This is a genomic window from Luteimonas sp. 100069 (assembly GCF_003813845.1).
GTDB classification, from domain to species: domain Bacteria; phylum Pseudomonadota; class Gammaproteobacteria; order Xanthomonadales; family Xanthomonadaceae; genus Luteimonas; species Luteimonas chenhongjianii.
This window is the reverse complement of record NZ_RPFN01000003.1, coordinates 1-22535: the sequence shown is the minus strand read 5'-3', so window position 1 is coordinate 22535 and position 22535 is coordinate 1. Positions and strand designations below refer to the sequence as shown.

Genomic DNA, 22535 nt, shown 5'->3' with positions numbered 1-22535 from the left:
GAAACTTCCTACCGAAGAATTAAAAATGGCGGAGTTAAGTTGGACAGGCGTCATTTCGCCGAAGTGAACGAGCCACTGTTCAGGAACAAGTTTTTTAGCGCTCGCTCCAAGCTCTCGACCACAGCGCCCGCGCCGTCGACCTGAGGGATGCCGATCTTCTTCGCTGATCAGATCGGCCAATTAATGCCATCGAGCTCGGCTTTGAGCTGACAGCCGTAGACGGGCTCGCGTTCTGGCACTGCAGAACGACACGACCCAGGTGATCGACGCGGGCCAGAAGCGCCTGATTCCCGGCATCAACGACGCCCACACCCACATCCTCAACGAGCGCGGCTACAACTACGTCGTCAGATGGGACGGGGTGCCAACTCTCAGTCATGCCTTGGGAATGCTCAGCGAGCAGGCCAAGCGCACGCCGGAAGGACAGTGGGTCAAGGTCATCGGCGGCTGGTCGCCCTATCAGTTCGAGGAGAACCGGTTCCCCACCCTGGACGAGCTGCGCAGCGCAGTCCCCGACAGGCCGCTGATCGTCCAGTACGCCTACAACCGCGCTTTTCTCAACAATCTGGCCATGGACGCGTTCGGCGTGGGAACCGCGAAGTTTCCGGCCTTGCCAGGGACGGAATTCGAGAAGGACGCCGACGGCAACTACACCGGCATCGTCCATGGCTACACGTTCACCTTCATCTCGCTGGAATCGATGGTCCCCCAGGCCTCCTTCGATGAGCAGGTGAGCTCGATCACCAATGCCATCAACGACCTCAACCGCTTCGGCGTCACCTCGATGGTCGACGCGGCTGCGTTGATTGGATTTCCCGATGGGCACGCCCCGATACAGGCCTTGATCAAGGAGAATCGCCTGAACGTCCGTTTCCCGTTCATCGACCTCCAGTTCGGCGACGAGAGCAGCGCCAGCCTGGTAGACGCGCATATCAAGGCGGTCACACAACGGGCACCCATCAGTGCCGGACAGAACCTGCATCCGACGATGGCGCACGGCCATGAGTACGAAGGCGCAGGCGAACTCCTCAGGATGGAACTGCATGACCATGAAAACTTCGACCGGCCAGCGGTCATCATCGACCCGGACCTGATGCGCGAGAAGATGGTGGAAGACCTCACCAAGCTGGTACAGCACGGGATCCCCTTCCGGATGCACATCAGCTATGACGAGAATATCTCGCCGTTCCTCGATGCACTGGAGAGCATCGATCGCAAGACCCCGCTGGATGGTTTGCGCTGGAGCATCGAGCACGCCGAAACCATTTCACCTGCGAGCATCGCGCGCGTGCAGAAGCTGGGTGGCGGCATTGCCCTGGACACGAAGATGGCGCTCCATGGCGATGGCTTCGTCAAGACCTACGGCGTGGAGAAGGCCTGGTACACGCCACGACTGCGGGAGCTTGTAGACAGCGGCATTCCGCTGGCGATGACCACGGACGCTTTCCGCGCGTCCAGCTTCAACCCCTGGACCGGCATCAGCTGGATGACCACGGGCAAGTCGGTCTCCGGCTCGCAGATCCTGGCCGATGACAACCGTCTCACGCGCGCCGAGGCGCTCGCGCTGTTCACGGTCGGCCCGGCATGGTTTGTCCAGCAGGAGAACGAGATGGGCAGGATCGCCCCCGGCCAGCTCGCCGACTTCGCCCTGCTCACCAAGGACTACTTCAACGTTCCGGAAGAGGAGATCAAGACGATTTCTTCCGTGCTGAGCGTTGTCGATGGCCGCATCGTCTATGGCGCGCAGGACTATGCCGACCTTGCTCCGAGGCTGCCGCCGACGCTGCCCGAGTGGTCTCCAATGAAGTACTTCGGCGGCCATTACGGCGACTGACGGCTCACGGCAGCCTCCCTGGCGCACCGCCGCGATACCCCGCCCCCGTGTTGGGGGCGGGCTCTTTTCATCGAACTTCCGGGGGCAGCGCCGAGCGCGCGCTCGAGTCCGCTCGACGCCGGCCACCACGGCGCGAAGCTGACGCCACTGCCCCTCGATGGAATGCGTTGCGAGCGATGCCCGTTGCCAAGCCGCTCCAGCCGCCTCCCTGGGGCGCGCGGCTATGTATCAAAGCACTCGATCAGAAGATCCGTTAGAAGCTGCAGCTTTCGGGAGGGCCGGGGGCCTGGCGGACGAACGACGTACATGCCTGCAACAGGGGGCGGGAACTTCGTCATCACCCTCACGAGCGCCCCTGACGCAAGATGTGTCTCGATAATCTTGTCCGGCAGCCAGGCAATGCCGACGCCTGCCAGCGCCGCCGCGGCCAGTGCGACCCCGTTATCCGCCTTGAATTTCCGCGAGGGTACACAGCGATCACTTCGCCGTCGTTCAAAAGCCACGCCTCTGTTCCCTGCATCAGCACCGCATGACGCAGGAACTCGTCAACCGTCTCCGGGGAACCGTGCGTTCGGATGTAGTCGGGACTCGCAACGAGACTGCTGTGGATCGGCGCGACTCTCCTGGCGACCAGACTCGAGTCCTTCAGGAAGCCGGTTCTTACTGCGCAATCGTACCCTTCCGAAACTATATCGATGTAACTGTCGGAGTAGGTCGCGTGGATGTGCAGATCAGGGTGCTCTCGTGCCATCCGCGCCAGCAGGGGCGCAATGTGGGTCGGGCCAAACGTCAGCGGGGCCGCGATCCGCAGCTGACCGCGAAGTTCGTCCCGGGACTGGATGATGTCCTGCGCCGCTTCGATCTCCGCGCACGCTTTTTGGGCATGACCGCGGAATATCCGCCCTGCCTCGGTGAGACTTGCGCCACGCGTGGTACGGGCCAGCAACTGGACACCGAGATCCTGTTCGAGCCTGCTCAGGGCCCAACTGATGATCGATTTCGAGACGCCCATCCTCCGGGCGGCGGCGGAGATGCCTCCCGCATCGGCCACTTCGACGAACGCCCTCAGGTCCCCGGTGTCCATTCTGCTGTTCCTGATATCGCCCCACAGATATGCGCCTTGTGACGCTATCCATCGTCAGGCTTGACCGGCATTGTATTTGCCGACGGCCTGCCCCGATCAACGGCGGGGTCGGGGGCCATGATTGCATCAGGGCCGCTGACAGGCGGGCGCCGGCGATGTGCGGCCACGCAGCAGCGTTTTGCGGGAGCTGCCTGTCTGGCGGCCCTCCCTCCGCGAGAACAGGACATTCCCTGGACTCATGAGTGTTTCTTGGATCCGGGGCTGTGGGCAGGACATGGCTGGAACCCGTCCGCGGCGAGTTCCGCAGGCTCATCAAACGCGAATGCCGCCGACGCTTTCATCTGTCGCGCTTCGCCTTGCGCGTGCGGGCCGGCTCAAGCACCTGCCCCGAGCTGGACGATCATCAGGCATCCAACCCCGTGCGATGACGACCGAGCGGACTGCGTGATGCTCTCAGCCGCGTCAGGCGCAAACGTGCATTGCGGCCGGTGAGGCGAGTCCGTGCAAAGACGGAGAGAAGGCGTTCCGGAGGGGGCCGCGCCGATACCCCCATCCATGCCGGCCTGCGATAGGGACACGGCTGCAGACAAGGTGATGGCCCCGCCGACTGACCTCGGCACCCGCATCGACCGATACCGTTGCTGCCTTCCGGCCCTGGCGGGATTTTCGATCTAGCGTCGCGAGGGGCCGACGGGGCCACCATGGAGACACACGTCGGGCATCGGCCCGACCCCACCGGTTCAGCGGGACGCGGAGTTTAGCAGGCCCGCGGCGCGGCGCCTATCGGCCGCGACTCATCGCCCGCCCACTCGCTCCACCTGCGGCGCACCCGCCTGCTGGCTGAAGCGGAACGCATAGGACAGGCGCACCGCGGTTGGCGTCTCCACCGCGTCGTCCGCCTGACAGGCGTCGTCGCCGTCGAAGTCCGGCGGCGCCTCGCATAACAGCGCCGGCGCGTAGCTCCAGCTGCGCACCGCCTGCAGCGCCGAGGCTTCGAAGGCGGCGGTATCGAGACCGACCGGCGGCGCGCAGTCGTCATCCCTGCGCACCTTCGCGGCGGACACCATTCCGGCGACATCGATCACCGCATCGACGCAGACCACCACCGGCGCGAGTCGCAACGCCAGCAAGTCCGCCGGATAAGCCGGCAAGGTCGACGTCTCGAGGTTGGGATGGATGAAGCGCCGATTGCGCGCGAGGTCCATGCGCCGGCTCCCGCTGGCCGGCTGGATCAGCGACGCACCGACGGCGCCCTGTGGAGCGGGCGACGGCAGTACCGCTGGCGGCGGCGAGGACGCGCACGCCGTCAGCAGCACCGTCGCAGCGAAGAGCGCGAACTCACGGATCACGCGGAGACTCTCCGGGCACGACGGCCAGGGCATCCGGCTCGCGCCCTGTCGTCCAGTACGCGAGTACGCGCCAGTCGCGGGTATCGATGACGGCAACCCGATCCGCGCCGCTGATCGCGACATAGGCGCGCGGCTGCAGCGGATCGACGACCGCCCCGATCGGCAAAGGCCCGCTGCCGAGCAAGGTGTCCTGCAGCGCCGCGTCCGGTGGCGCGAGCGCGACCGTCGCCACCGCGGCATGCGTCGCGGCATCGAACACCGACAACGTCGCCGCAGTCGCATTGGTGACCAGTGCATGGCGGCCATCCGGCGTGAACACGACGCGGATCGGGAAGCCACTGCTCGGCAGCGTAGCGAGCAACTCCAGCGAGTCGGGATGGTGCACGGTCACCGTGTCGTCCGCGCGGTTGGTCACCCACACGCGCCCATCGGGCGCCACGGCGATGCCCTCGGCGCCGGCGCCCGCGCGTCGCTCCGTGGTCGCGCGCATCGATGCCAGGTCCAACCGCACCACCGTGCCCGTACGGATCTTGCTGACGTAGGCCGCTGCGCCATCGCGGGAGACCGCGACCATGTGGCCCAGGCCTTCGCCGACATCGGCGACACCGATCACCTCACCCTGCCCGACATCCACGCGCAGCAGCGCCCCGCTGGCCTCGGTGGTGACCAGCGCGGTGCCGTCGGCGAGCAATTGCAGCCCGTGCGGGCGCCCGTGAGCACCGAGATCGATGGTGCGTGTGCTGCCGCTGACGAGATCGATCACCGCCAGACTGTGGCTTGCGCTCTTGTGGCCGTAAGTCGTCACCACGGCGGATCGACCATCGGCAGACACCGCGATCTCGTGCGGCGCGGGCCCTGTTGCGTATTCGGCAATGCGCGCACCGCTTGCCCGGTCCAGCGCCCACACCGTGTCTGCGGATTTGTTGCCCACCAGCAGGCTGGGCTGCGCCTGCGCGCCCGTCGTCAGCGCGGCGAGCACGAAGGCCAACAGCGCGCCGCGCGTCATGCCCGATCGCCCCGCACCGGTTCGGGGTGCAGCCAGCCCGCGTCGCCATCGGCATAGCGCTCGTGCTTCCAGATCGGCACGCGATCCTTGATCTCGTCGATGATGTAGCGGCAGGCATCGAAGGCGGCGCCACGGTGCGGCGCGCTCACGCCGACCCACACCGCCATGTCGCCGATCGCCAGATCGCCGATCCGGTGCACGCACACCGCAGCGCACAGCGCGAAACGCTCGCGGGCCTCGGCCACGACTTTCGCGCCCTCTGCTTCCGCCAGCGCGACATAGGACTCGTAGCGCAGGCCCAGCACGGGCCGGCCCTCGTTGTGGTTGCGTACCCAGCCCTCGAAGCTTGCGAACGCGCCCGCGCGTTCGTGTTCCACGCGACGACGCAGGAGCACCAGGTCGACCGGCGCATCGGCCAGCCAGAAATCACGCTCGTCCATTTCAGCCTCCGCTGACCGGGGGAATGAAGGCGATCTCGCTGCCGCTACGCACCGCGTCGCTCCAGCGCGCGAAAGTGCCGTCGACCGCCACGCGCAGCTGTTCGACCGGCAGCGGAAAGCCGTGACGCGCCTGCAGTTCGGCATAGAGCGCCCGCAGGTCGGGCGCGTCGGTGGACCAGGCTTCCTCGCCCTGTCCGGCGGCGTCGCGCAGGCTGGCGAAGTACAGCAGGCGTACCTCGGTCATCGCGTCTCTCCCGCTACCGTGCCCACATCGCGCTTGCCGCCGCGTTTACCCACCAGCTTCGCCGGGCCGAGCACGATCGCGTGCGAAAGCGCCTTGCACATGTCGTAGATCGTCAGCGCGGCGATCGTGGCGCCGGTCAGCGCCTCCATCTCCACGCCGGTGCGATGCGTCGTCCTGACGGTGCATTCGATGCGCAATTCGCGTTCGCCATGCCAGTCGATCGCGATGCGCACGCCATCGATCGGCAGCGGATGACAGAACGGAATCAGCTCGTGGGTGCGCTTGACCGCCATCGTGCCGGCGATGATCGCGGTATCGACGATGCCGCCCTTGGCACTGCGCAGACCATTGGCGTGCAGCTGCGCGGCGATGTCCGCCGGAAACCGCACCCGGCACTGGGCGCTCGCGGCGCGCGCCGTGGTGGCCTTGCCGGACACGTCGACCATCGTCGGGCGTCCTTCGGCATCGATGTGGGTGAGCGCGGTGCGCGCTGGTGTTCTGTTGCGGGCCATGCGCCTGCGCTTGGAATGCGGAGGCCCAGATGTTACCGGCCCCGCTGTCGGCCGTCCCTTGATGGGCCATGGCGCGACAGCAGACGCCCCCTTGAGATCCCGCCACGAACCGCTTCATCAGGCGCGCGCAACACTGCCAGCATGCGTGGCCGCGGAAGGACGTAGACGACGCCGGCTGCGAGGCGGCGCACACACCGCGCCCGCCCGGGGACACGCCGGACGCTGCAACAAGCCCTGCCGACAGTGCGCTTCCGGCGAGGCCGGCAGCCAGGACGCCGGCCCGCGCAAAGCTTCGGCGATCGGGCTGTCGCTTCGGCGAAGTAGCGCACGCCCAGGGTCGGGCAAGGCGGCCAGCGTGGAAGACACGTACGACGCGGCGCCGCGACGGGCTCAGCCCCCGACCAGAAACATCTCGACCGGCTTGCGCGACCCGCGCGCGCTGCCGCGCAACTCGCTGTAACGATCCGCGCGGCGCGACCACGCCTCCGACAGCCGCGCTGCGAAGGCGCCCTCGCCCTCGGCCAGCCAACCGCGCATCGGTTGCCCGTCGCCCGAGAACAGGCAGGTATACAGGCTGCCGTCGGCGGATACGCGGGCGCGCTGGCAATCGCCGCAGAACGGCGCGGTCACCGAGCTGATGAAGCCGATCTCGCCAGCGCCGTCGGCATAGGCGTGGCGCTGCGCCACTTCGCCGCGATAGTTCGCGTCCAGTGCGCGCAGCGGCCACCTCGCGTGGATACGTGCATGCAGTTCGCGCGACGGCACCACCCTCGCGCGGTCCCAGCCGTTGCAGGTACCGACGTCCATGTATTCGATGAAGCGCAGCACGTGACCGCTGTTGCGGAAATGCCCGGCCATGCGCTCGACCTCGTGGTCGTTGACGCCGCGCTGCACGACGCAGTTGAACTTGATCGAGCCGAATCCGGCACGCTCGGCGGCGGCGACGCCTTCGAGCACGTCGTCGATCTTGCCGCGCCGGCCCGACAGTTCGCGGAACAGCGCCGGATCGAGCGCATCGAGACTGATCGTCAGGCGCTGCAGCCCGGCATCCCGCAGCGCCTGCGCATGCCGCGCGAGCAGCGATGCGTTGGTGGTCATCGCCAGATCCTCGATGCCCGGGACCTTCGCCAGGCGCTCGACGAGCGTCGGCAGCCCCTTTCGCAGCAGCGGTTCGCCGCCGGTCACGCGCAGCTTGTGCATGCCGAGACGGGCGAAGCCGCGCACCAGCGTTTCGATCTCGTCGAAGGACAGGCGAGCCGCCCGGTCGTAGCCGTAGTCGTCGGGCACGCGATCGGCCGGCATGCAGTAGCCGCAGCGGAAGTTGCAGGCTTCGATGACCGACAGGCGCAGATCGTGGAGCGGCCGACCCAGGCGATCCAGCGGCGCCTGCGGCAGATGGGGGAGCGCGCTCATCGGGCCGGATGCTGCGGCACCAGCGGTGCAGACAGCGCGAAACGCGCGCCGGGCCGGGCGATGCGATGGCCGCGCGCTTCCAGCGCCTCGCCATCGGCCGCCGACGCATAGTGATAGAGCACGCAGCGCGCGAGCAGCTCCGGCGCGTACTCGCGCTCGAGGTCGTCGATGCCACTGTGAGAGGGATTGCCGAGCAGGCCGCAGTCGTGCGCGATGAGTTCGCTGCGATCGGCAAAGCGCGCGAGCATTTCCGGGATCGGGCGTGTATCGCCGCTCCAGGTCAGGCTTCCCGGCAGGCGCAGGCCGTAGGCGGTCTCGGGCCAGTGGTGGCGCACCGGAAACACCTCCAGGCGGACGCCGTCGTGCCAGAACGCCTCCCCGACCGGGATCAGCCGGAATGCGTCCCAGAAGTTGGCACCGCCTTCGGCCAGCACGTTCGGGTAATCGCCGACCCGCCGGTGCAGCAGCGGCACCACCGACGCGGGCACGTAGACCGGGGTGCGGCCGCGACGCGCGGGATCGAAATAACTGTCGACGAACAGCCGTTCGAAGCCTGCTACATGGTCGAGGTGCACATGGGTGACGAACAGCGCGCGCGGCGCCTCGCCGTAGTGGCCCAGGTACGCGGTCAGCCCTTCGGCGCCACAGTCGATCGTCAGCCATGGCGCGCCATCGCGCTCGATCGTGGCCATTGGCGAGCCCAGCGCGACAGCGGAGGCACTGCCGACGCCCTGGAAACGCAGGACCCACTCTTCCCGGCCGGCCATCAGATGCCCCTGCTCCACAGCGCGTCGTAGGACCGGCGCAGGCGCGCGAAATCCGCCTCCACCGCGGAAACTTCGCGGGCACCGCGCAGTTTCAGCAACGAGCGCTTGAGCCTCGCGAGGTTGCGTTCGCGCCAACGGGTCTCGGGAATGCGCAGGCGCCCGCGGTCGAAATCGATCAACCAGCCCTTGCCGACGCCGTCGAAAAGAATGTTGTGGGCGTTGAGATCGGCATGATCGAGGCCGACCCGGTGGAACCGGGCGATCAGCCGCCCGGTCTGCTCGAGCGGGGCATCGGCAGGCGAATCGGCCATGTGATCGGCCAGCGACCGCACATCCGCCAGCCGCTCCATCAGGATCCACGCCCGATAACCCAGGCCGCGCCTCAGATAGCTCGCGGCGATCGGCTGCGGAACCGGCAGGCCGCGCCGCAGCAGCTCGCGCAACAGCCGGAACTCGACGAAGCTGCGCACATGACCGGTCCCGCGCCACAGGTGCTGCTCGCGGTTGAAGCGCCCCACCAGGCCGCCGCGCAGGTACTGGCGCAGCACGCAGGGGCCGTGCGAGGCGTCGATGAACCACGCGCCGCCGCGTCCCGATCCGTCGACCCGCTGCGCCCGCTCGCCCCACAGCGCAGGATCGAACCAGCGCGGATCGGCTTGCCGCAGCTGCGTGCCGTCGAACAGAATGGCGCCGTATTCCCCCGCATGGTCGCCCGCGCGGCCGCCCGCCGGAATCGGCGTCAGACTCTCGGCGGGATCGAATCTGCTCATAGAAGCGAGTCTACCAAGCCTTGACGACTGCCCTGCCCGGTTCCGCCCCCTCTGCCGCAGTCGAGTCGCCGCGCGGGGGGCCGCGCTCGATCTGTCTGCTGCGTCTGTCCGCGCTCGGCGATGTGACCCATGTCTTGCCGCTGATCCATACCTTGCGGGCCGCCTGGCCCCAGGTCGCGCTGACCTGGGTGATCGGCAAGGGAGAGCACCGGCTGCTGGACGGCCTGCCGGACGTGGACTTCGTGATCTACGACAAGAAGAGCGGACTGGCCGGCATGCGCGCGGTGCGCGGCGAGCTGCGCTCCCGCCTCGGGCCTGCGCGCCGGTTCGACGCCCTGCTGCAGATGCAGGTCGCGGCGCGGGCGAACCTGCTGTCGGCCTTCATTCCGGCCCGGCAGCGGATCGGCTTCGATGCCGCGCGCTCGAAGGATCTGCATGGCCTGTTCATCAACCAGCGTATCCCCGACCGCCCCGGCATCCACGTGCTCGATGCGCTCAGCAGCTTCTGCGAGCCGCTTGGACTGCGCCAGAACGAAGTGGTCTGGGACATGCCGGTTCCGCAGGACGCGTTCGACTGGGCGCGCGCGCAGTGGCCCGACGATGGCCGCCCGGTACTGATGATCTCCCCGTGTTCGAGCCACGTGCGCCGCAACTGGTATCCCGATCGTTACGCCGCCCTCGCCGACCACGCCGCGGACGCCGGCTGGCGCGTGGTGCTGTGCGGAGGGCGCAGCGAGCTGGAACGGCAGACATCCGATGCGATCCTCGCGGCGATGCGCCACGAGGCGCTCGATCTGGTCGGCAAGGACACACTCAAGCAGCTGCCGGCCTTGCTGTCGCGCGCGCAACTGCTGGTCACGCCGGATTCGGGGCCCATGCATATCGCCAACGCGATGGGCACCAAGGTGCTGGGGCTGCACGCGGCCAGCAACCCGGCGCGCAGCGGCCCGTATTCGGACCGCCGCTTCTGCGTGGACCGCTATGACGATGCCGCGCGCCGCTATCTGGGCAAGCCGGCTGCGGACCTCAAGTGGGGCACCAAGATCGAGTTCGACGAGGTGATGTCCCTGGTCACGGTGGACGACGCGATCGCCGCATTCGAACGCCGGCGCGCGGAACTGGAGACGGGTTGATGGATCCCCTGCTCGCCGGCCTGCTCGCCACCCTCGTCGGCGCGGTCGTCGGCGGCGGGGTCAGCTTCCTGCTCAACCGCCAGCTGCACGCGCAGCAGCTCGAGCGCCTGCGCACCGAGCACAAGACCGAGTTCGCCGCCGAGGACACCGCCCGACATTTCCTCGGCCATCGCGGTTACACCGACCGTTCGTTCGAAGTGCTGCGCAAGCACCTGGGCGGCTTCGAGGACGACGAGCTGCGCCGCATCCTGGTGCGCGCCGGCGCCGTGCGCACCTTCCGCGAGGACGGCAGCGAGTGGTGGAGACTGCTCAGCCGCATGGACGAATACATCGAGCACAAGGCGCGTCGCACAGGCCCGGCCACGCGCAGTCAGGACGCGGCGGATCCACCGCGGTAATCGGAATAGGATTTTTCCTCGACGTAGGCCGACCCCAGCGCCAGATTGATCGCCTTCTTGATGCGGGCGCGCTCGTCGTTCTCGAAGTACACGCTGCGCGCGAGCTGCACGAAGGCGTCGTCGAACTCGCCGGCGCGCTCCTTGACCCGCACCGCGTCCTCGATGTCCCACAGCCGCTCGTTGACGGCCTTGAGCTCGGCGCGCAGGCGGCCGATGTCGTGGCCGGCCGCGGGGTGGGCCATCCACGCCTGCTCCAGCGCGGAGAGTTCGTTGCGGACGTTGGCCAGCTTGACCGGATCCTCCATCCGCTCGGACTTGATCTGCAGGATCGAGATCTTGTCCAGGAGCTCGCCATAGGAGACAGGGACTGAAATTTCGGACATCGGCGGCACCCGCGACACGGACAGGCCGCCCAGTGTAACGCCGCGCTTGTCGGCCGCACGGCGCGCCCGTATGATTGCCACCCCGGACGCCGCGAGGCGAGCGGGACCGCGGAGAGGTGGCAGAGCGGTTGAATGTACCTGACTCGAAATCAGGCAGGCGTTTATAGCGCCTCGGGGGTTCGAATCCCCCCCTCTCCGCCAGATACAGGCCTGAACGGCCGGAAAAAAGCCACCTTTCGAGGTGGCTTTTTTTTGTTCCCTACGCGGGACCCGACGAGCGACATATGCAGGAATGCGCGCAGCCCCGTGTAAGACGCCGGGGGCCAGGACGTGCCGTGATGCGAGCCAGCTTCATGTCTGGCGCAGGGACGCGCGACTTGTCCGAGTGCACCCAAGGGCGTTTCGATACCGCCCTTACCGGTATGGGCTGGTGACTATGGGGAACGCAATGCACCATGGCCGTGCCGGCAGGGCAGCTCGGTGGCGGTGCGCCTTCGCGAGATATAACGCCGGGACGGACACGGACTCCGCCGAGCACGGACCGTAAAGACTGTTTCATGCGCCGAGAGAACCCTCAGCTTCATCACTGACGTCGCCGCAAGGCCCTCAACTGGGAGGCTGCGGCCCAAGCGAGTGCTCGCTAAGCCGCATCTTGGCTATCGAGAATGACCTCAACCAAGCGCTGCTGTGCTGGCGTTCGCGCGCCAGACGTCAGATCCAACAACGGCTGGACGTAAGAATTCCACACGTTCTGTGCCGCCCCCCCCTCACCGGCCTTCCGTAATGCCCGCGAAAGTCGCCAGGCAGTCTCCACAGTCTTCGAATCGCTCGATCCCTGGGCACGGGACCGCCAATCAAGCAACGTGGAGAGTGACTCGGTCTCCAGCCCAGCGTCTCCGCTTTCACGGGCGATCATCGCGCAGATATCCAGCGCCATCTGTGCTGTTGGATGCGCTTCGCCCAGCGCAACACGGACCTGGGGAATCATCTGGTTCAACCGAAGCAATGCATCGGCCGTTCGACCTGCCTGATGCATCGTGGCGGCTTGATTCACGATCACGAAAAGCGTGTCGGGATGGACTGCCCCTTGGATACGAGTCCGCAGTTCTATGACCCGTGTCTGCAGATGCAGCGCCTCCTCGAATCGCCCGGCCCGCGCAAGGAAACTAGCGTTGTTGAGCTGACTGCGAATGGTCTGCTCGTGGCCTTCACCCATTATCCGTTTGTTGTCTTGGACGAGCACGTTGGACAAGGAGAGTGCCTCTTCAGATTGCCCCCCTGCATCCAGCATGTTCGCAAGATGGCCCCGCGCAGCCAGCGCCGTAGGATGTTCGCTGCCCAGACGACGAGCGTCGTCGTCGACAATCTCGCGCTGCAACGCAATTGCGCCGGCGCTATCTCCCGTTTGGACTCTGACTATTGCGAGATTCTGCTTGATCTCCCGGGTCTTGGGGTGCAAGCCCCCGTAAAGACGTCCATGCGCCAGCATCAGCCGCTCCAACATCTCGCTGGCCACCCTGCGCTCTCCTATACGCACGAGATGGATTGCCAAGCTATTTGCGATTTCCATCGTGAGGGCTGCTTCGGCCCCAAGTGCACGCGTGCTTCGCTCCAGAAGGTCGTCCAACCGGGACCGCCTGGCCTGCTCGTCGTCAAGGGTCTGAATGACTGCCTCGTCGAAATCAAACCGGATTCTCATCGGGTTCTCCGGACGAAGCGCATCCATCGCTGGACGCAACCGCTCTTGCAGGTCGGCGGCCGCTTGACTGTGAGCCCTCCCGGCCAGGGTCAACTCCTGGATCTGGCTCAAACGGGCCTGCAGAGCTGCCGGCGCACTCGCACCCGACAGCCTCTCCAGAGCCTCAGCAACCATCCCATAGGTTCCTGCTGCCTCCACCTGCATACCGAGTTTGGCGCGTACGCGCGCCACCGATTCAAGCAGATCGGTTGCGAGCAATGCCTGCTGCGAGAAGTCCTGACTGATTGCATGTTCGGCACGTGCAAGCAAGCTGGTATCGATCATGCTCCGCGCCAGGTCCGCGGGTCCTAGCTGGGCAAGCACCCGCTCGGATGCGTCAGCGTTATCCGGCGCTCGCCGGCCGATCTGCTCACGCATGGCCGCGCTCAGACTGGCCCCCATCGCCTCGATGTCCAGATCCTCCAACATTGAGCGTTGAAATCTTGAAACCACCTCAAGCTGGCGAGCTCGCTCCTCAGCGAGCAATTGTTGGCTGTGCGCCTGCGCCAATCCGTACAGCGAAATGCCCAGACCAGACAGCAGAGCCAGAGTCACCACGCATGCGACTGCAATGCCCACCCGGTGTCGTCGGGCAAATTTGCCCCACCGATATGCTCGGCTTGGCGGCACTGCCGCCATTGGCGTGCCGTCGAGGAAGCGAAGAAGGTCATCAGCCAGCTCTGCTGCGGTTGCATAACGCAGCGCACGATCCCGCGCGGTTGCTTTCGCTACGACCCAATCGAGCTCCTGCACCAGCACTCTGCGCAGCATTCGCGGCTTTACAGCCATCGCAGCCGAGATGCCTCTCTGGTCAGCCGCTGGGAGCTTCAGGAACTTCTCTGATGGCCGATGAGGATGCGGTGTCAGCGGGTCCGGGCGGCGGCCACAGAGCAACTCATGAAGCAGCACCCCCAGAGAGTAGATGTCGCTGCGGGTATCGACGTCATCTGACGACGCCTGCTCGGGACTCATGTACGCCGGCGTGCCCACGGCGCCGGAATCCTCGGAAGCGCCACCCGAGTTCATCGACGCGATACCGAAGTCGATAATCTTTGGTAGCGCCCGACCGTCGATCTTGGCTACCAGGATATTGCCGGGCTTTAGATCGCGATGCACCACGCCCTTCTGGTGTGCATGCTGCACACCTTCGCATACCCGCACGAACAAGTGCAGGCGCGCTCGCAACGACAAATACTCTTGTGCGCAGTATTCGGTAATCGTGCAACCATCGACGAGTTCCATAGCCGAATACGGCCGCCCGTCAGCGGTCGTACCGGCATCGAAGATCTGAGCGATCGCCGGATGCCTCATCTGTGCGAGGAGCTGACGTTCTATCTCGAAATGCGCCAGGGAACGCGCGTCAAGTCGACGCGCACGCAGCAGCTTCAGTGCGACCGACCGCCGAACCGGCGTCTCTTGCGTGGCCACATAGACCTCTCCCATGCCGCCCCGACCGAGCAGCGAGACCAGCCGATACGGCCCCACGTTTTCGCCATCCAACGCGATTGCCGGGCGCACCGCCGCGCCCGGTAGACCTGCGGTCGCGTCCTGACCTGCGTCCCAATCCCTCCCCATTGCCGCTTCCCCTAGCACTTCCGGGCATTCTAGCCGCGCCCTTCAGACCTCGCGTTGTCGGTCCGCCCCCATTTCGCGTAGGGTGCCGCTACCAACCCCGGCTCTCCGGCGTCTCCAGGAACGCCCACTGGAACGCGCTGTATGCTTGGCATCGTGCGCCCGCGTCGCGCTCACAACCTAAGTAATGCCTCGCGATGAAGTCTCCATCTTCCGGGCTCCCACAGATCCCGCATCTCCGCTTACTCGGCGTCGGCAGCCTGCCCGACCGGACCGGCGTGGACGTGCATCTGCAATACCGGAAGGGCTGGGCGCTGCTGGGCTACCTCGCTGTGGAGCGCGGCCGAAGCCACTCCAGGGAGCAGTTGGCGGGCTTGCTGTGGCCAGACCTCGCCAGCGCCCCTGCACGAACGAACCTGCGCCAGGTCCTTAACAGTCTGCAGCAGGTGTTCACGGCGCTCGGACTATGCGACGTCCTGCGTACAGACAAGCACTCGATCGGCTTGATTCCGGCTGACCAGTGTTGCGAGCTTTTCGACATCGACGTGCTGGATCCGCTCATCGTCGAAGAAGGCGATCTGGTCGAGCGACTTCTCGAAACGGGCTGGCGTCATCGAGGCCTGTTCCTCGAAGGAATCTCGGTTGCCGACAGCGCCGAATTCGAAGAGTGGCTCTCGTTCACTCGCGACCACTATCTACGCCGCGAACTGAGAATGATGTGTCGTCTTCGGGACCGCCTGTTCGCCCTGGGCCGCCGACAGGACGCCATCGACCTGGGGTGGCGCATCATCCGAATCGACGGCTGGAACGAAGCCCATCACCGCGCGCTGATGGTGATCCTGGCCAGCGATGGCGCGATTCATGAAGCATCGCACCTCTACAGCGAGCTCGAGCGCACCCTGCTGCGCCAGCTGGGATGTCCGCCGAGCGCCGAAACCAGGGCTCTTCACACGGAATTGATGCGGGCTTCGAGAGGTTAGCCAACCTCGTGACGTCTGGCCGGTGTAGCTCTCCCGGCCCGAAGACGATCTTCTTACGGTGCGATTACGCGCCGCTTACACCCCCTGCTTAAGTTGCCGCCCTGCGACCGCCCGGACCGTCCGGCGGCAGCTCGCCACCTCCAGGGGATCCAACATGCAAGCACGACTCAACCGCCGCCAGCAGGGCGGCTTTACGCTGGTTGAAATGGCCGTCGTCCTGGTCATCATCGGCGTCATCCTTGGCGCGGTCATGATCGGACGCGACGTTCAGCGCAACGCCGAGTACACCCGAATCAAACAGAAGTTCATTGATCAGTGGGTGGTGACCTACAACAACTATCACCAGCGCTACGGCGCGCCCTTCGCCGACAATCAGGCCGCACCGCAGCTGATGGTCAACGGCCGAAGCTTCGCCACCGGCAGCACATTCTCCGGCGGTGACATGACAGGAACCGCCGAGCCCGACATGATCTGCTCGGGCAGCGATCCGGTGCCCACCACGACGGGCTTCAGCCGTACTCACCAGTCGGGCAGCGACTTCGACCTGCGCGACATGGTGCGCAAGGCGGGTATCACCCTGCCGCCGGGACGCGGCGAGGGCAAGGAGGACCGTTACGCGTATCTGGACACGAACGGAAATCCTCAGGAAATCCGCGTCTGCTTCGGTTGGAACCGCCCCGGAAGCCCGCATGGGTCGGGTAACTCGATGATCATCACCGGCCTTACGCCGGACCTTGCACGCGCACTGGACCAGATGATCGACGGCAAGCCCGACGCGGCCAACGGCGCGTTCCGCCAGTACGTAACCGGACTGACCCGCAACGCCACGGCCTCGGGCGGCGCAACCTCCGCGGCGGCCATCGGCACGGAATGGGGTGGCAACAACACCGGCTCGATGAGCGCGGCGGCCAGCGCCGAAGCGATGGGAACCGCATCCGACGACGACCAGGTCATGACCGTCGTCGCCAACTACAAAATGAACCAGTAAGACCATGCACGCGTCCTCGCTGTTCCAGCAGCTGCGCGATTCACGCCGCGCCTCGCTGTTGCTGTTTGCGGCAACTCTCACGGCTCTCGTGATCGCTGCAGCTTGGTTCGTCAACGCCCGATCCGGCCTGGCCGAAGCCTATGCGCGGCTCGGTGACAGCAACCGCCTGCTTGCCGAAACGCAGGTGCTGGAACAGGAGGCGCGTCTGCGCGTGGAATACGCCGAATCGGCGCGTCAGCTCCTGCAGGCCGCGCGTCTGCAGGGGCTGTCGCCGGAAGATTGGGGCGAGCGGCTGATCAGCCTGAGGCAGACCCAGGTCAGCCGTGAGGAAGCCTTGCCGCTGCTCGCCACGGTGCTGCGCTCGCACGACCGGATGTTCGGGGCCGAGGCCTTCGAACTGTCGGTCACGAATCCTGACGAAGGCCTGTTCCACGTGCCGACCTTGACCGACCGCCAAGCCGCCCCCCTGTCAGTGACCTTGCGCGGCAGCCTGCTGTTCAAGACCGGACGCGACGTCGCCGCCATTCCGGACACCGGAGTCAACCTCCCATGAGCCAATTGTGTGTGATCCAGCAGCAGGACGAATGGCTGGTGTTCGATGGCCAGCACCTGACACGCAGTGCAGTGCGTCCCAAACTGCAGCGCGCCGCGGTGGTGATCAGTGATTTCGGTAATGCGGTCAGCAACGTCGTATCGCTGGAGGGCAGCCCGGCGCATGCGGTCGCCCTTATCGAGAAACGGCTGCGTTCGGACGGCCTGATCGACAGTGAAAGCAAGATCCTGATCCACAAGACACGCACGATGGGTGGCGGTTACCAGACGCTGTTCACGGCGATTGCGCTGGATCTTTGGCAACAGACCTATGCCTGGGCCGAAGGGCAGCCAGACCATTGTCTGCTCGTGCCTTCGACGTCGCTGGCATGGGCCGCGCTCAAGCCCGGCCAGGGCCTGGTCATGCAGTCGGGACGCTCGATCACCGTGCTGGCCATGCTGCGGCACGACATGCTCTACCGGACCTCGCTGGCATTCAGCGACGATCCGACCGACCTCGCGATGACGGTCGGCGCACTGGCCGAGCAGTTCGCCGAAGACGTGGCAGGTGGGCAGGACACGCTGGAACCGCTGGTGATGCGCTGGTGCCCGGTGCTGGTGCGCAAGCCGGAGGACGACGCCCCTTGGGCTGACGACACGCTGCGCGAAATCTTCGCGGCGCGTAGCGGGCTCAAGATCAACACCGTACCCGTACGCCGCGTGGTGGACGAAGCCGGTCACGAGTATCGCAGCGGCTTCGGTTGGATGCAGTCGGTTGCCAGTCCGGCAATTGCTGTCAACCCAGTCGCCAGCCGCGTGGCCTACCTCGCCGAACGCGTGCTGCCGCTGGCGAGTGCCGCGTCCCTGGTGTTCGCGCTGGTACTCGGAGCTCTGGCGACCCGCTGGGCGATGAGTGCGAGTGAGGCCGATTCCCGCGCCGATCAATTGCATGCCGACATCGCGCAGATGCAGGCGCGCATCGACGCGTTGGCCGACCAGGCCGGCGTGGACAGCGACTTTCCGGCGACTCTGACGTTCGTTGAGCGCGCCGCCCGCCTGCAGTCAGGTGCCGATCCCGCGACCAGCCTGGCGCTCGTGCGCGCTGCCTCGCGCGACGAGGTACGCATCCTGCGGGTGCGGCTGGAGCCGACGGCCGATGTGGCAACCGGATTCAACGCTGGAATGGATTCGGCGGCGATGAACCAGATGAGAGGCGGCGCAGCTGCCGCCCCCGCTTCGCAGGGCTACACCCTGCGTGTGGACGGGGTCGTCGACCCCCAGCGCGGTACTCCAGGCATGCAGGTGCCGACGTTTGTCGATCGTCTGCGACGTGCCGGCTTCGACCCGCAGCCGCTGGACCCGCAAGGAGAAGGCGCCAACGGCCGCGCATCCAGTGGGTTCTTCTCTTATCTGATCAGGCGCGAACACGCGCCGCTGCCGGAGGCCGGGGCATGAAGGCGAAATTCATCGCGGCCGCCGCACTTGCACTGTGGCTGGCGGTGACCGGGTGGTTGGCCACGATGGTCGTCGTCAAGCCGGCCGTGCTGCACCTGGGCGGAGATGCGGACGAGACCATGGAAATGATCGGATTGCGCACGTCCATCGAACGCAACCGCAGCGTGCAGGCGCAGATCGCCTCGATGCGTCCGACTGGCATGCCCGGTACGCGCGAGCCGCTGGTGGCACTACCAGCGGCCCGTATCGAGCCCGTGTCCGAGCCGGGCATGGCGTCGCCGGCCGCCTATGGCGCCATCGGCCCGGGCCCCGCCACCGCAGCCCTGGACGTCACCCTGGTGATGAGCACGGATGGCCGCCGCAGCGCGATCGTTGACGGGCAACATGTCCGCGTGGGCTCGCGACTCGACGATGGCTCACGCGTCCGCTCGATCGATGCGGATGGTGTGCGCCTGCAGCGACCGGACGGCGAGCGGGTCGATCGCCGCGTGCGCTCGCCATTCACGGCGGGGGGCGCGCGATGAATCCGCGCTATCGGCCGCTGCTGTGGACCCTCGGAGCAATCGCGCTGGGCCTCGCACTCGTGCTCACCATGCGCGGCCTCGCGACTGGCGAGGACGCGCCACCTGCTCCGATCGATGCGCCTTCTGTGGTTGACGCGGCGGTACAGCCTGCTGCGCCCGCCGCTGCGCCCGAGGACACCCCGCCATGGCTGCAGGGCGCGACGACCACGTCGGGAACCCCAGGGGGCGCGGGCTCGGCTGTGGGCCTCACTCCGTTGACCGGTGCGATGCCAGCTACCGACTTTGCCGACCCGGTCGCTGCCATCGCCACCATCCGCGTACAGGCGCAGCGGAATGTCCAGGCCGTGGACGACCTTATGGTCCAGCTCGACGCGCTGGAAGCCAGTGGCCAGACCCCGCCCGACGTCAAACTCGACGCACTCCGTGACAACCTCAAAGTTGCCCGGCGCGCGCAGCAGCTGGCGCTGGAGCTGGCCGAGTCGACCCAGCAGCCCGAATCTCCGCTCCGCGATCAGCGCACCGCCCAGATCATCGTGGAGTTGCAGGCGCTGCAGGCTCAGGTGCAATACAACGTTGCCCCGGTCGGCGCGGCGGCAGCGGGACGGGCGCAGTGACATGCGTGCACGGCCCATCAGCGGCGCCAGGGGTTTCACGCTCGTCGAGCTGGCGGTCGTACTGGCCGTCCTCGGCGTGCTGGCCCTGGCCATGACATCGAGCTTCGACAGCGTGGCCCAGGCCCGCCAGCACAATGCCGCCCAGGCGCACGCCGAGTCAGCGCGTCTGGCGCTCCGCGCGTTCGCCTTGCGCAACCGCCGCCTGCCGTGTCCCGACACCACCACCTGGGGGGATGTCGGTCGTGAAGCCGGCGGTGGCGCATGCGGTCCGAGCGTCAATGTCGGCTGGTTGCCTTACGAAGCTCTCGGCCTGGAGATACCCGAGCGCGGGGCGCGGCTGCGCTACGGCGTGCGCCGCGGGGCGAGCACGGATCTGGTTGCGCCCGGGCGCGCCTCGGTGGATGTACCGGACCTGGAAGGCACGGGAGGCCTTGTAGCCGCGCTCTCGCGCGCCGCAACGATAACCACGACCAGCCAGCCGCATTACTTCACTGCGGATCCCGCTGGCCCGAGCTGCTCTGGCAGCCCGGTCAATCCTGCCCTCGTCCTGGTTGCCCCGGCGACAAACCGCGACGGGGCGGGCGGCACCTTTGCGAACTTCGACGGCATCCATGCCGCCTTCGCCGCCGGTACCGGTCTGTGCGTTGCCGCACCCGGCCAGCCCACGACCCCGCTTTTTGACGATGTGGTCGTGGCGGAAAGCCCGGCCGCTCTCCTCGGCTGGCTGCTGACGGCAAGCCGATGACACATCCGTATTCCACCCGCGACGCGATCGCACCTGCCAAGGCACGCCCCAAAATGACGCCCACGCCCCGCTACGCCCACCCGCGCACCCGCCCCGCAAGGACCGCACTGCTTTGCGCGATCACGCTGTCGCTGGCCGCTTGCGCGCATTCGCCGCCGCGCAGCGCCAGCGAACTGCCGCCCACCGAGCACATGGCACTGGAGCGCACGCGGCAGTTGATTGCCGAGGAATCGGCAAAGTTCGCCAATCAACAGGATCAGCTGCGTGCCGAGATAGAGCGCTCATTCGAGCGTACCCCCGATGCCACACCGGTTGCCCCGGTCTATGACCCGCTGGAGAACAGCGTGGTCAGCATCAGCATGTTCAATGCCGATGTGGGCCAGCTGCTGTGGGCGCTCGCCGACGAGCTGAAAATGAACCTGATCGTCGATCCGCGGGTACTCGAGCAACGACAGCGCACCAACCTTCACCTCCGGAACGTCAGTGCGCGCGAGGTGTACAACCACATCCTCGATGCGTTCGACCTCCATGGAGAGACACGTGGCGGCGCGCTGGTGGTCGGACAGATGCGCGAGCGCATCTTCAACGTGGACATGCTCGACTCGGCGACATCCATCGATCTGGCAACCGGTGGCGATGTGTTCGGCGCGGGCATGGAAGCCAGCGGTGGTGGCCAGTCGCTGCGCGGCACGCTGACGATGACCGGCAGCGTTGGAAAGGACAACGACCCCTTCAAACAGCTCGATGCTTCTCTGCAGGTGATCCTGGGGGCCGACCAGGCTGCCGCAGCGCCACGCGGCCCCGACGATCCGCCGCCGCCCGAAACCGCGCGCTACAGCCTCGACGCGGGTTCGGGGACGCTGTTCGTGCGCGCGCGTCCTTCCCAGGTCCGTGCCGTGGAAGAACTGATCAGCCACACCACGCTGAAAATGCGTCGCCAGGTATTGGTCGAAGCACAGATCCTGGACGTTTCGCTCAACGACAACTTCCAGTACGGGGTGGACTGGCAGGTGCTTCGCGAACGCGTGGCGGGTCTGTATGGCAGCAGCCCCGGCAGCATCGTGCCGACGCCCGGCACCGATACCTCTCCGAATCTGTTGCCATACGACCGCAACAGCCGGCTCGGCGACCAGGCGCGCAACATCATCTTCCCTGGGCAGACGCTGGGCTCGACCGTGGGTCGCGGCCTGGGTCTGAGCTACGCCACCGACACTTTCTCCGCCGCCCTCAGCGCGCTGCGAAGCTTCGGCAACGTCAAGGTGTTGTCAAACCCGAGTGTGCGCGTGCGCAACGGCAGTCCGGCCTACCTCTCCGTCGGCTCGAACATCCGATACGTCACCAAGTCCACCACCAACGTCTCCAGCGGCGGTAACGGCTTCAATACGTCATCGGACATCCAGACCGACTCGCTGTTCTCGGGCGTCGTCATCGGGGTGGCGCCGATGGTGCACGAGAACGGCTCAGTAGAACTGCTGGTGCATCCCATGCAGACCGAAGTCGTGCCAGGCAGCCTGCAACTCCAGGAGTTCCCCAACGGGAATGCAGTCACGCTACCGATCATCAACGTCAAGGGCATCACCACCACGCTCAACCTGCGCGATGGCGATACGGTCCTGCTGGGTGGACTGATCGACCAGACCGCGAACCTCGGCGACAACGGTGTGCCGCTGCTGTCGGACGTGCCGCTGCTCGGCAAGCTGTTCGGGGCGCGCAGCACCCAACAAAGCACTCGCGAGTTGGTGCTGGTGTTGCGAGTCAAGGTGATATGAGCCTGATCTACGACGCACTGCGCTCACAGGGCGCCGCGAGGCCGGACAGCGCCCCGCCGCTGCCGCTGTGGTGGGCGCGGCAGTCGTCATGGCGGCGAGGCTCTGTATTGCTGGCGACCGGCGCGCTGTTGGCGACCCCGCTGGCCTTTGTCGCGGCTACGGTCACGAACGTCGCTGCACCGACCGAGCCCCAGCATTTCGGTCAGCCGTCGGTTGCACGGCCCGTCGAGGCACCCGCCGAAGCGTTGACACTGGTCGACCTGCTCGAAGACGACGCAAGGGGTGA

23 protein-coding genes, 1 tRNA gene and 1 other RNA gene are annotated in these 22535 nt (G+C 66.4%); 13 read left to right on the top strand and 12 right to left on the bottom strand.

Going from position 1 to position 22535, the window contains the following annotated elements; translation table 11 throughout:
- Positions 1-259 precede the first annotated feature (259 nt).
- Positions 260-1834, top strand: coding sequence for an amidohydrolase (locus tag EGK76_RS08190; RefSeq protein ID WP_199730886.1), 1575 nt, complete (start codon positions 260-262; stop codon positions 1832-1834).
- Between the two features lie 343 nt (positions 1835-2177).
- Here EGK76_RS08190 and EGK76_RS08185 read toward each other — a convergent pair whose 3' ends face one another.
- The 10 genes from EGK76_RS08185 to EGK76_RS08140 form a co-directional block, all read right to left on the bottom strand.
- Positions 2178-2918, bottom strand: a complete 741-nt coding sequence (locus tag EGK76_RS08185) for a LysR family transcriptional regulator (RefSeq protein WP_199730885.1) — start codon at positions 2916-2918, stop codon at positions 2178-2180.
- A 597-nt stretch (positions 2919-3515) separates the two neighbouring features.
- Positions 3516-3612: signal recognition particle sRNA small type (gene ffs, locus EGK76_RS08180), an RNA gene on the bottom strand.
- 100 nt (positions 3613-3712) lie between these two features.
- A complete protein-coding gene (locus EGK76_RS08175) occupies positions 3713-4267 on the bottom strand; it encodes a hypothetical protein (protein ID WP_096297702.1) in 555 nt (184 codons plus the stop codon).
- On the bottom strand, positions 4257-5273 hold the full coding sequence (locus EGK76_RS08170; protein ID WP_123832283.1) for a gluconolaconase: 1017 nt from the start codon (positions 5271-5273) through the stop codon (positions 4257-4259). Before EGK76_RS08170 ends, EGK76_RS08175 begins: the two co-directional genes overlap by 11 nt.
- Complete coding sequence (locus EGK76_RS08165; protein WP_123832282.1) at positions 5270-5713, bottom strand: molybdenum cofactor biosynthesis protein MoaE; 444 nt, start codon at positions 5711-5713, stop codon at positions 5270-5272. The genes EGK76_RS08170 and EGK76_RS08165 overlap by 4 nt, the downstream gene beginning before the upstream one ends.
- Position 5714: 1 nt before the next feature.
- Positions 5715-5957, bottom strand: a complete 243-nt coding sequence (locus EGK76_RS08160) for a MoaD/ThiS family protein (protein ID WP_123832281.1) — start codon at positions 5955-5957, stop codon at positions 5715-5717.
- Positions 5954-6469: a cyclic pyranopterin monophosphate synthase MoaC gene (gene moaC, locus EGK76_RS08155; protein WP_123832280.1), complete on the bottom strand. Its 516-nt coding sequence runs from the start codon at positions 6467-6469 to the stop codon at positions 5954-5956. Before moaC ends, EGK76_RS08160 begins: the two co-directional genes overlap by 4 nt.
- Positions 6470-6859: 390 nt before the next feature.
- Positions 6860-7882: a GTP 3',8-cyclase MoaA gene (moaA, locus tag EGK76_RS08150; protein ID WP_123832279.1), complete on the bottom strand. Its 1023-nt coding sequence runs from the start codon at positions 7880-7882 to the stop codon at positions 6860-6862.
- Positions 7879-8649 carry an MBL fold metallo-hydrolase gene (locus tag EGK76_RS08145; RefSeq protein ID WP_123832278.1) on the bottom strand — a complete coding sequence of 257 codons (771 nt, stop codon included), beginning with the start codon at positions 8647-8649 and terminating at the stop codon, positions 7879-7881. Before EGK76_RS08145 ends, moaA begins: the two co-directional genes overlap by 4 nt.
- On the bottom strand, positions 8649-9419 hold the full coding sequence (locus tag EGK76_RS08140; protein ID WP_123832277.1) for a 3-deoxy-D-manno-octulosonic acid kinase: 771 nt from the start codon (positions 9417-9419) through the stop codon (positions 8649-8651). Before EGK76_RS08140 ends, EGK76_RS08145 begins: the two co-directional genes overlap by 1 nt.
- Positions 9420-9451: 32 nt before the next feature.
- Here EGK76_RS08140 and EGK76_RS08135 point away from each other — a divergent pair, with 32 nt between their 5' ends.
- Positions 9452-10552, top strand: a complete 1101-nt coding sequence (locus EGK76_RS08135) for a glycosyltransferase family 9 protein (protein ID WP_233580235.1) — start codon at positions 9452-9454, stop codon at positions 10550-10552.
- The gene (locus EGK76_RS08130) at positions 10552-10950 is read left to right on the top strand and encodes a hypothetical protein (protein WP_123832276.1); all 399 of its coding nucleotides are present in this window, start codon (positions 10552-10554) and stop codon (positions 10948-10950) included. The genes EGK76_RS08135 and EGK76_RS08130 overlap by 1 nt, the downstream gene beginning before the upstream one ends.
- Here EGK76_RS08130 and EGK76_RS08125 read toward each other — a convergent pair.
- Positions 10923-11333: a DUF6165 family protein gene (locus EGK76_RS08125; RefSeq protein WP_096300431.1), complete on the bottom strand. Its 411-nt coding sequence runs from the start codon at positions 11331-11333 to the stop codon at positions 10923-10925. The two genes, EGK76_RS08130 and EGK76_RS08125, sit on opposite strands and share 28 nt — an antisense overlap.
- Positions 11334-11443: 110 nt before the next feature.
- On the opposite strand from EGK76_RS08125, the gene EGK76_RS08120 reads away from it, so the two are divergent.
- Positions 11444-11534 (top strand) — tRNA-Ser (locus EGK76_RS08120).
- A 439-nt stretch (positions 11535-11973) separates the two neighbouring features.
- On the opposite strand, the gene EGK76_RS08115 is transcribed toward EGK76_RS08120, so the two are convergent.
- Positions 11974-14589: a serine/threonine-protein kinase gene (locus tag EGK76_RS08115; RefSeq protein ID WP_158613469.1), complete on the bottom strand. Its 2616-nt coding sequence runs from the start codon at positions 14587-14589 to the stop codon at positions 11974-11976.
- A gap of 251 nt (positions 14590-14840) precedes the next feature.
- On the opposite strand from EGK76_RS08115, the gene EGK76_RS08110 reads away from it, so the two are divergent.
- From EGK76_RS08110 to EGK76_RS08075, 9 genes are all read left to right on the top strand, one after another.
- Positions 14841-15623 (top strand): BTAD domain-containing putative transcriptional regulator, encoded by a 783-nt coding sequence (locus EGK76_RS08110; protein WP_123832274.1) that lies wholly within the window; start codon positions 14841-14843, stop codon positions 15621-15623.
- 154 nt (positions 15624-15777) lie between these two features.
- Positions 15778-16611, top strand: a complete 834-nt coding sequence (locus EGK76_RS08105) for a prepilin-type N-terminal cleavage/methylation domain-containing protein (RefSeq protein WP_123832273.1) — start codon at positions 15778-15780, stop codon at positions 16609-16611.
- A gap of 4 nt (positions 16612-16615) precedes the next feature.
- A complete protein-coding gene (locus EGK76_RS08100; RefSeq protein ID WP_123832272.1) occupies positions 16616-17164 on the top strand; it encodes a hypothetical protein in 549 nt (182 codons plus the stop codon).
- A complete protein-coding gene (locus EGK76_RS08095) occupies positions 17161-18597 on the top strand; it encodes a hypothetical protein (protein WP_123832271.1) in 1437 nt (478 codons plus the stop codon). The genes EGK76_RS08100 and EGK76_RS08095 overlap by 4 nt, the downstream gene beginning before the upstream one ends.
- Positions 18594-19121: a hypothetical protein gene (locus EGK76_RS08090; protein WP_123832270.1), complete on the top strand. Its 528-nt coding sequence runs from the start codon at positions 18594-18596 to the stop codon at positions 19119-19121. Before EGK76_RS08095 ends, EGK76_RS08090 begins: the two co-directional genes overlap by 4 nt.
- On the top strand, positions 19118-19735 hold the full coding sequence (locus EGK76_RS15375) for a hypothetical protein (RefSeq protein WP_158613468.1): 618 nt from the start codon (positions 19118-19120) through the stop codon (positions 19733-19735). Before EGK76_RS08090 ends, EGK76_RS15375 begins: the two co-directional genes overlap by 4 nt.
- Positions 19695-20480 carry a type II secretion system protein gene (locus EGK76_RS08085; protein ID WP_158613467.1) on the top strand — a complete coding sequence of 262 codons (786 nt, stop codon included), beginning with the start codon at positions 19695-19697 and terminating at the stop codon, positions 20478-20480. Before EGK76_RS15375 ends, EGK76_RS08085 begins: the two co-directional genes overlap by 41 nt.
- A 53-nt stretch (positions 20481-20533) precedes the next feature.
- Positions 20534-22249 carry a pilus (MSHA type) biogenesis protein MshL gene (mshL, locus tag EGK76_RS08080; protein ID WP_123832388.1) on the top strand — a complete coding sequence of 572 codons (1716 nt, stop codon included), beginning with the start codon at positions 20534-20536 and terminating at the stop codon, positions 22247-22249.
- Positions 22246-22535 (top strand): hypothetical protein (locus EGK76_RS08075; protein WP_148087426.1); only part of this gene is annotated, 290 nt, incomplete at its 3' end. The genes mshL and EGK76_RS08075, both read left to right, overlap by 4 nt.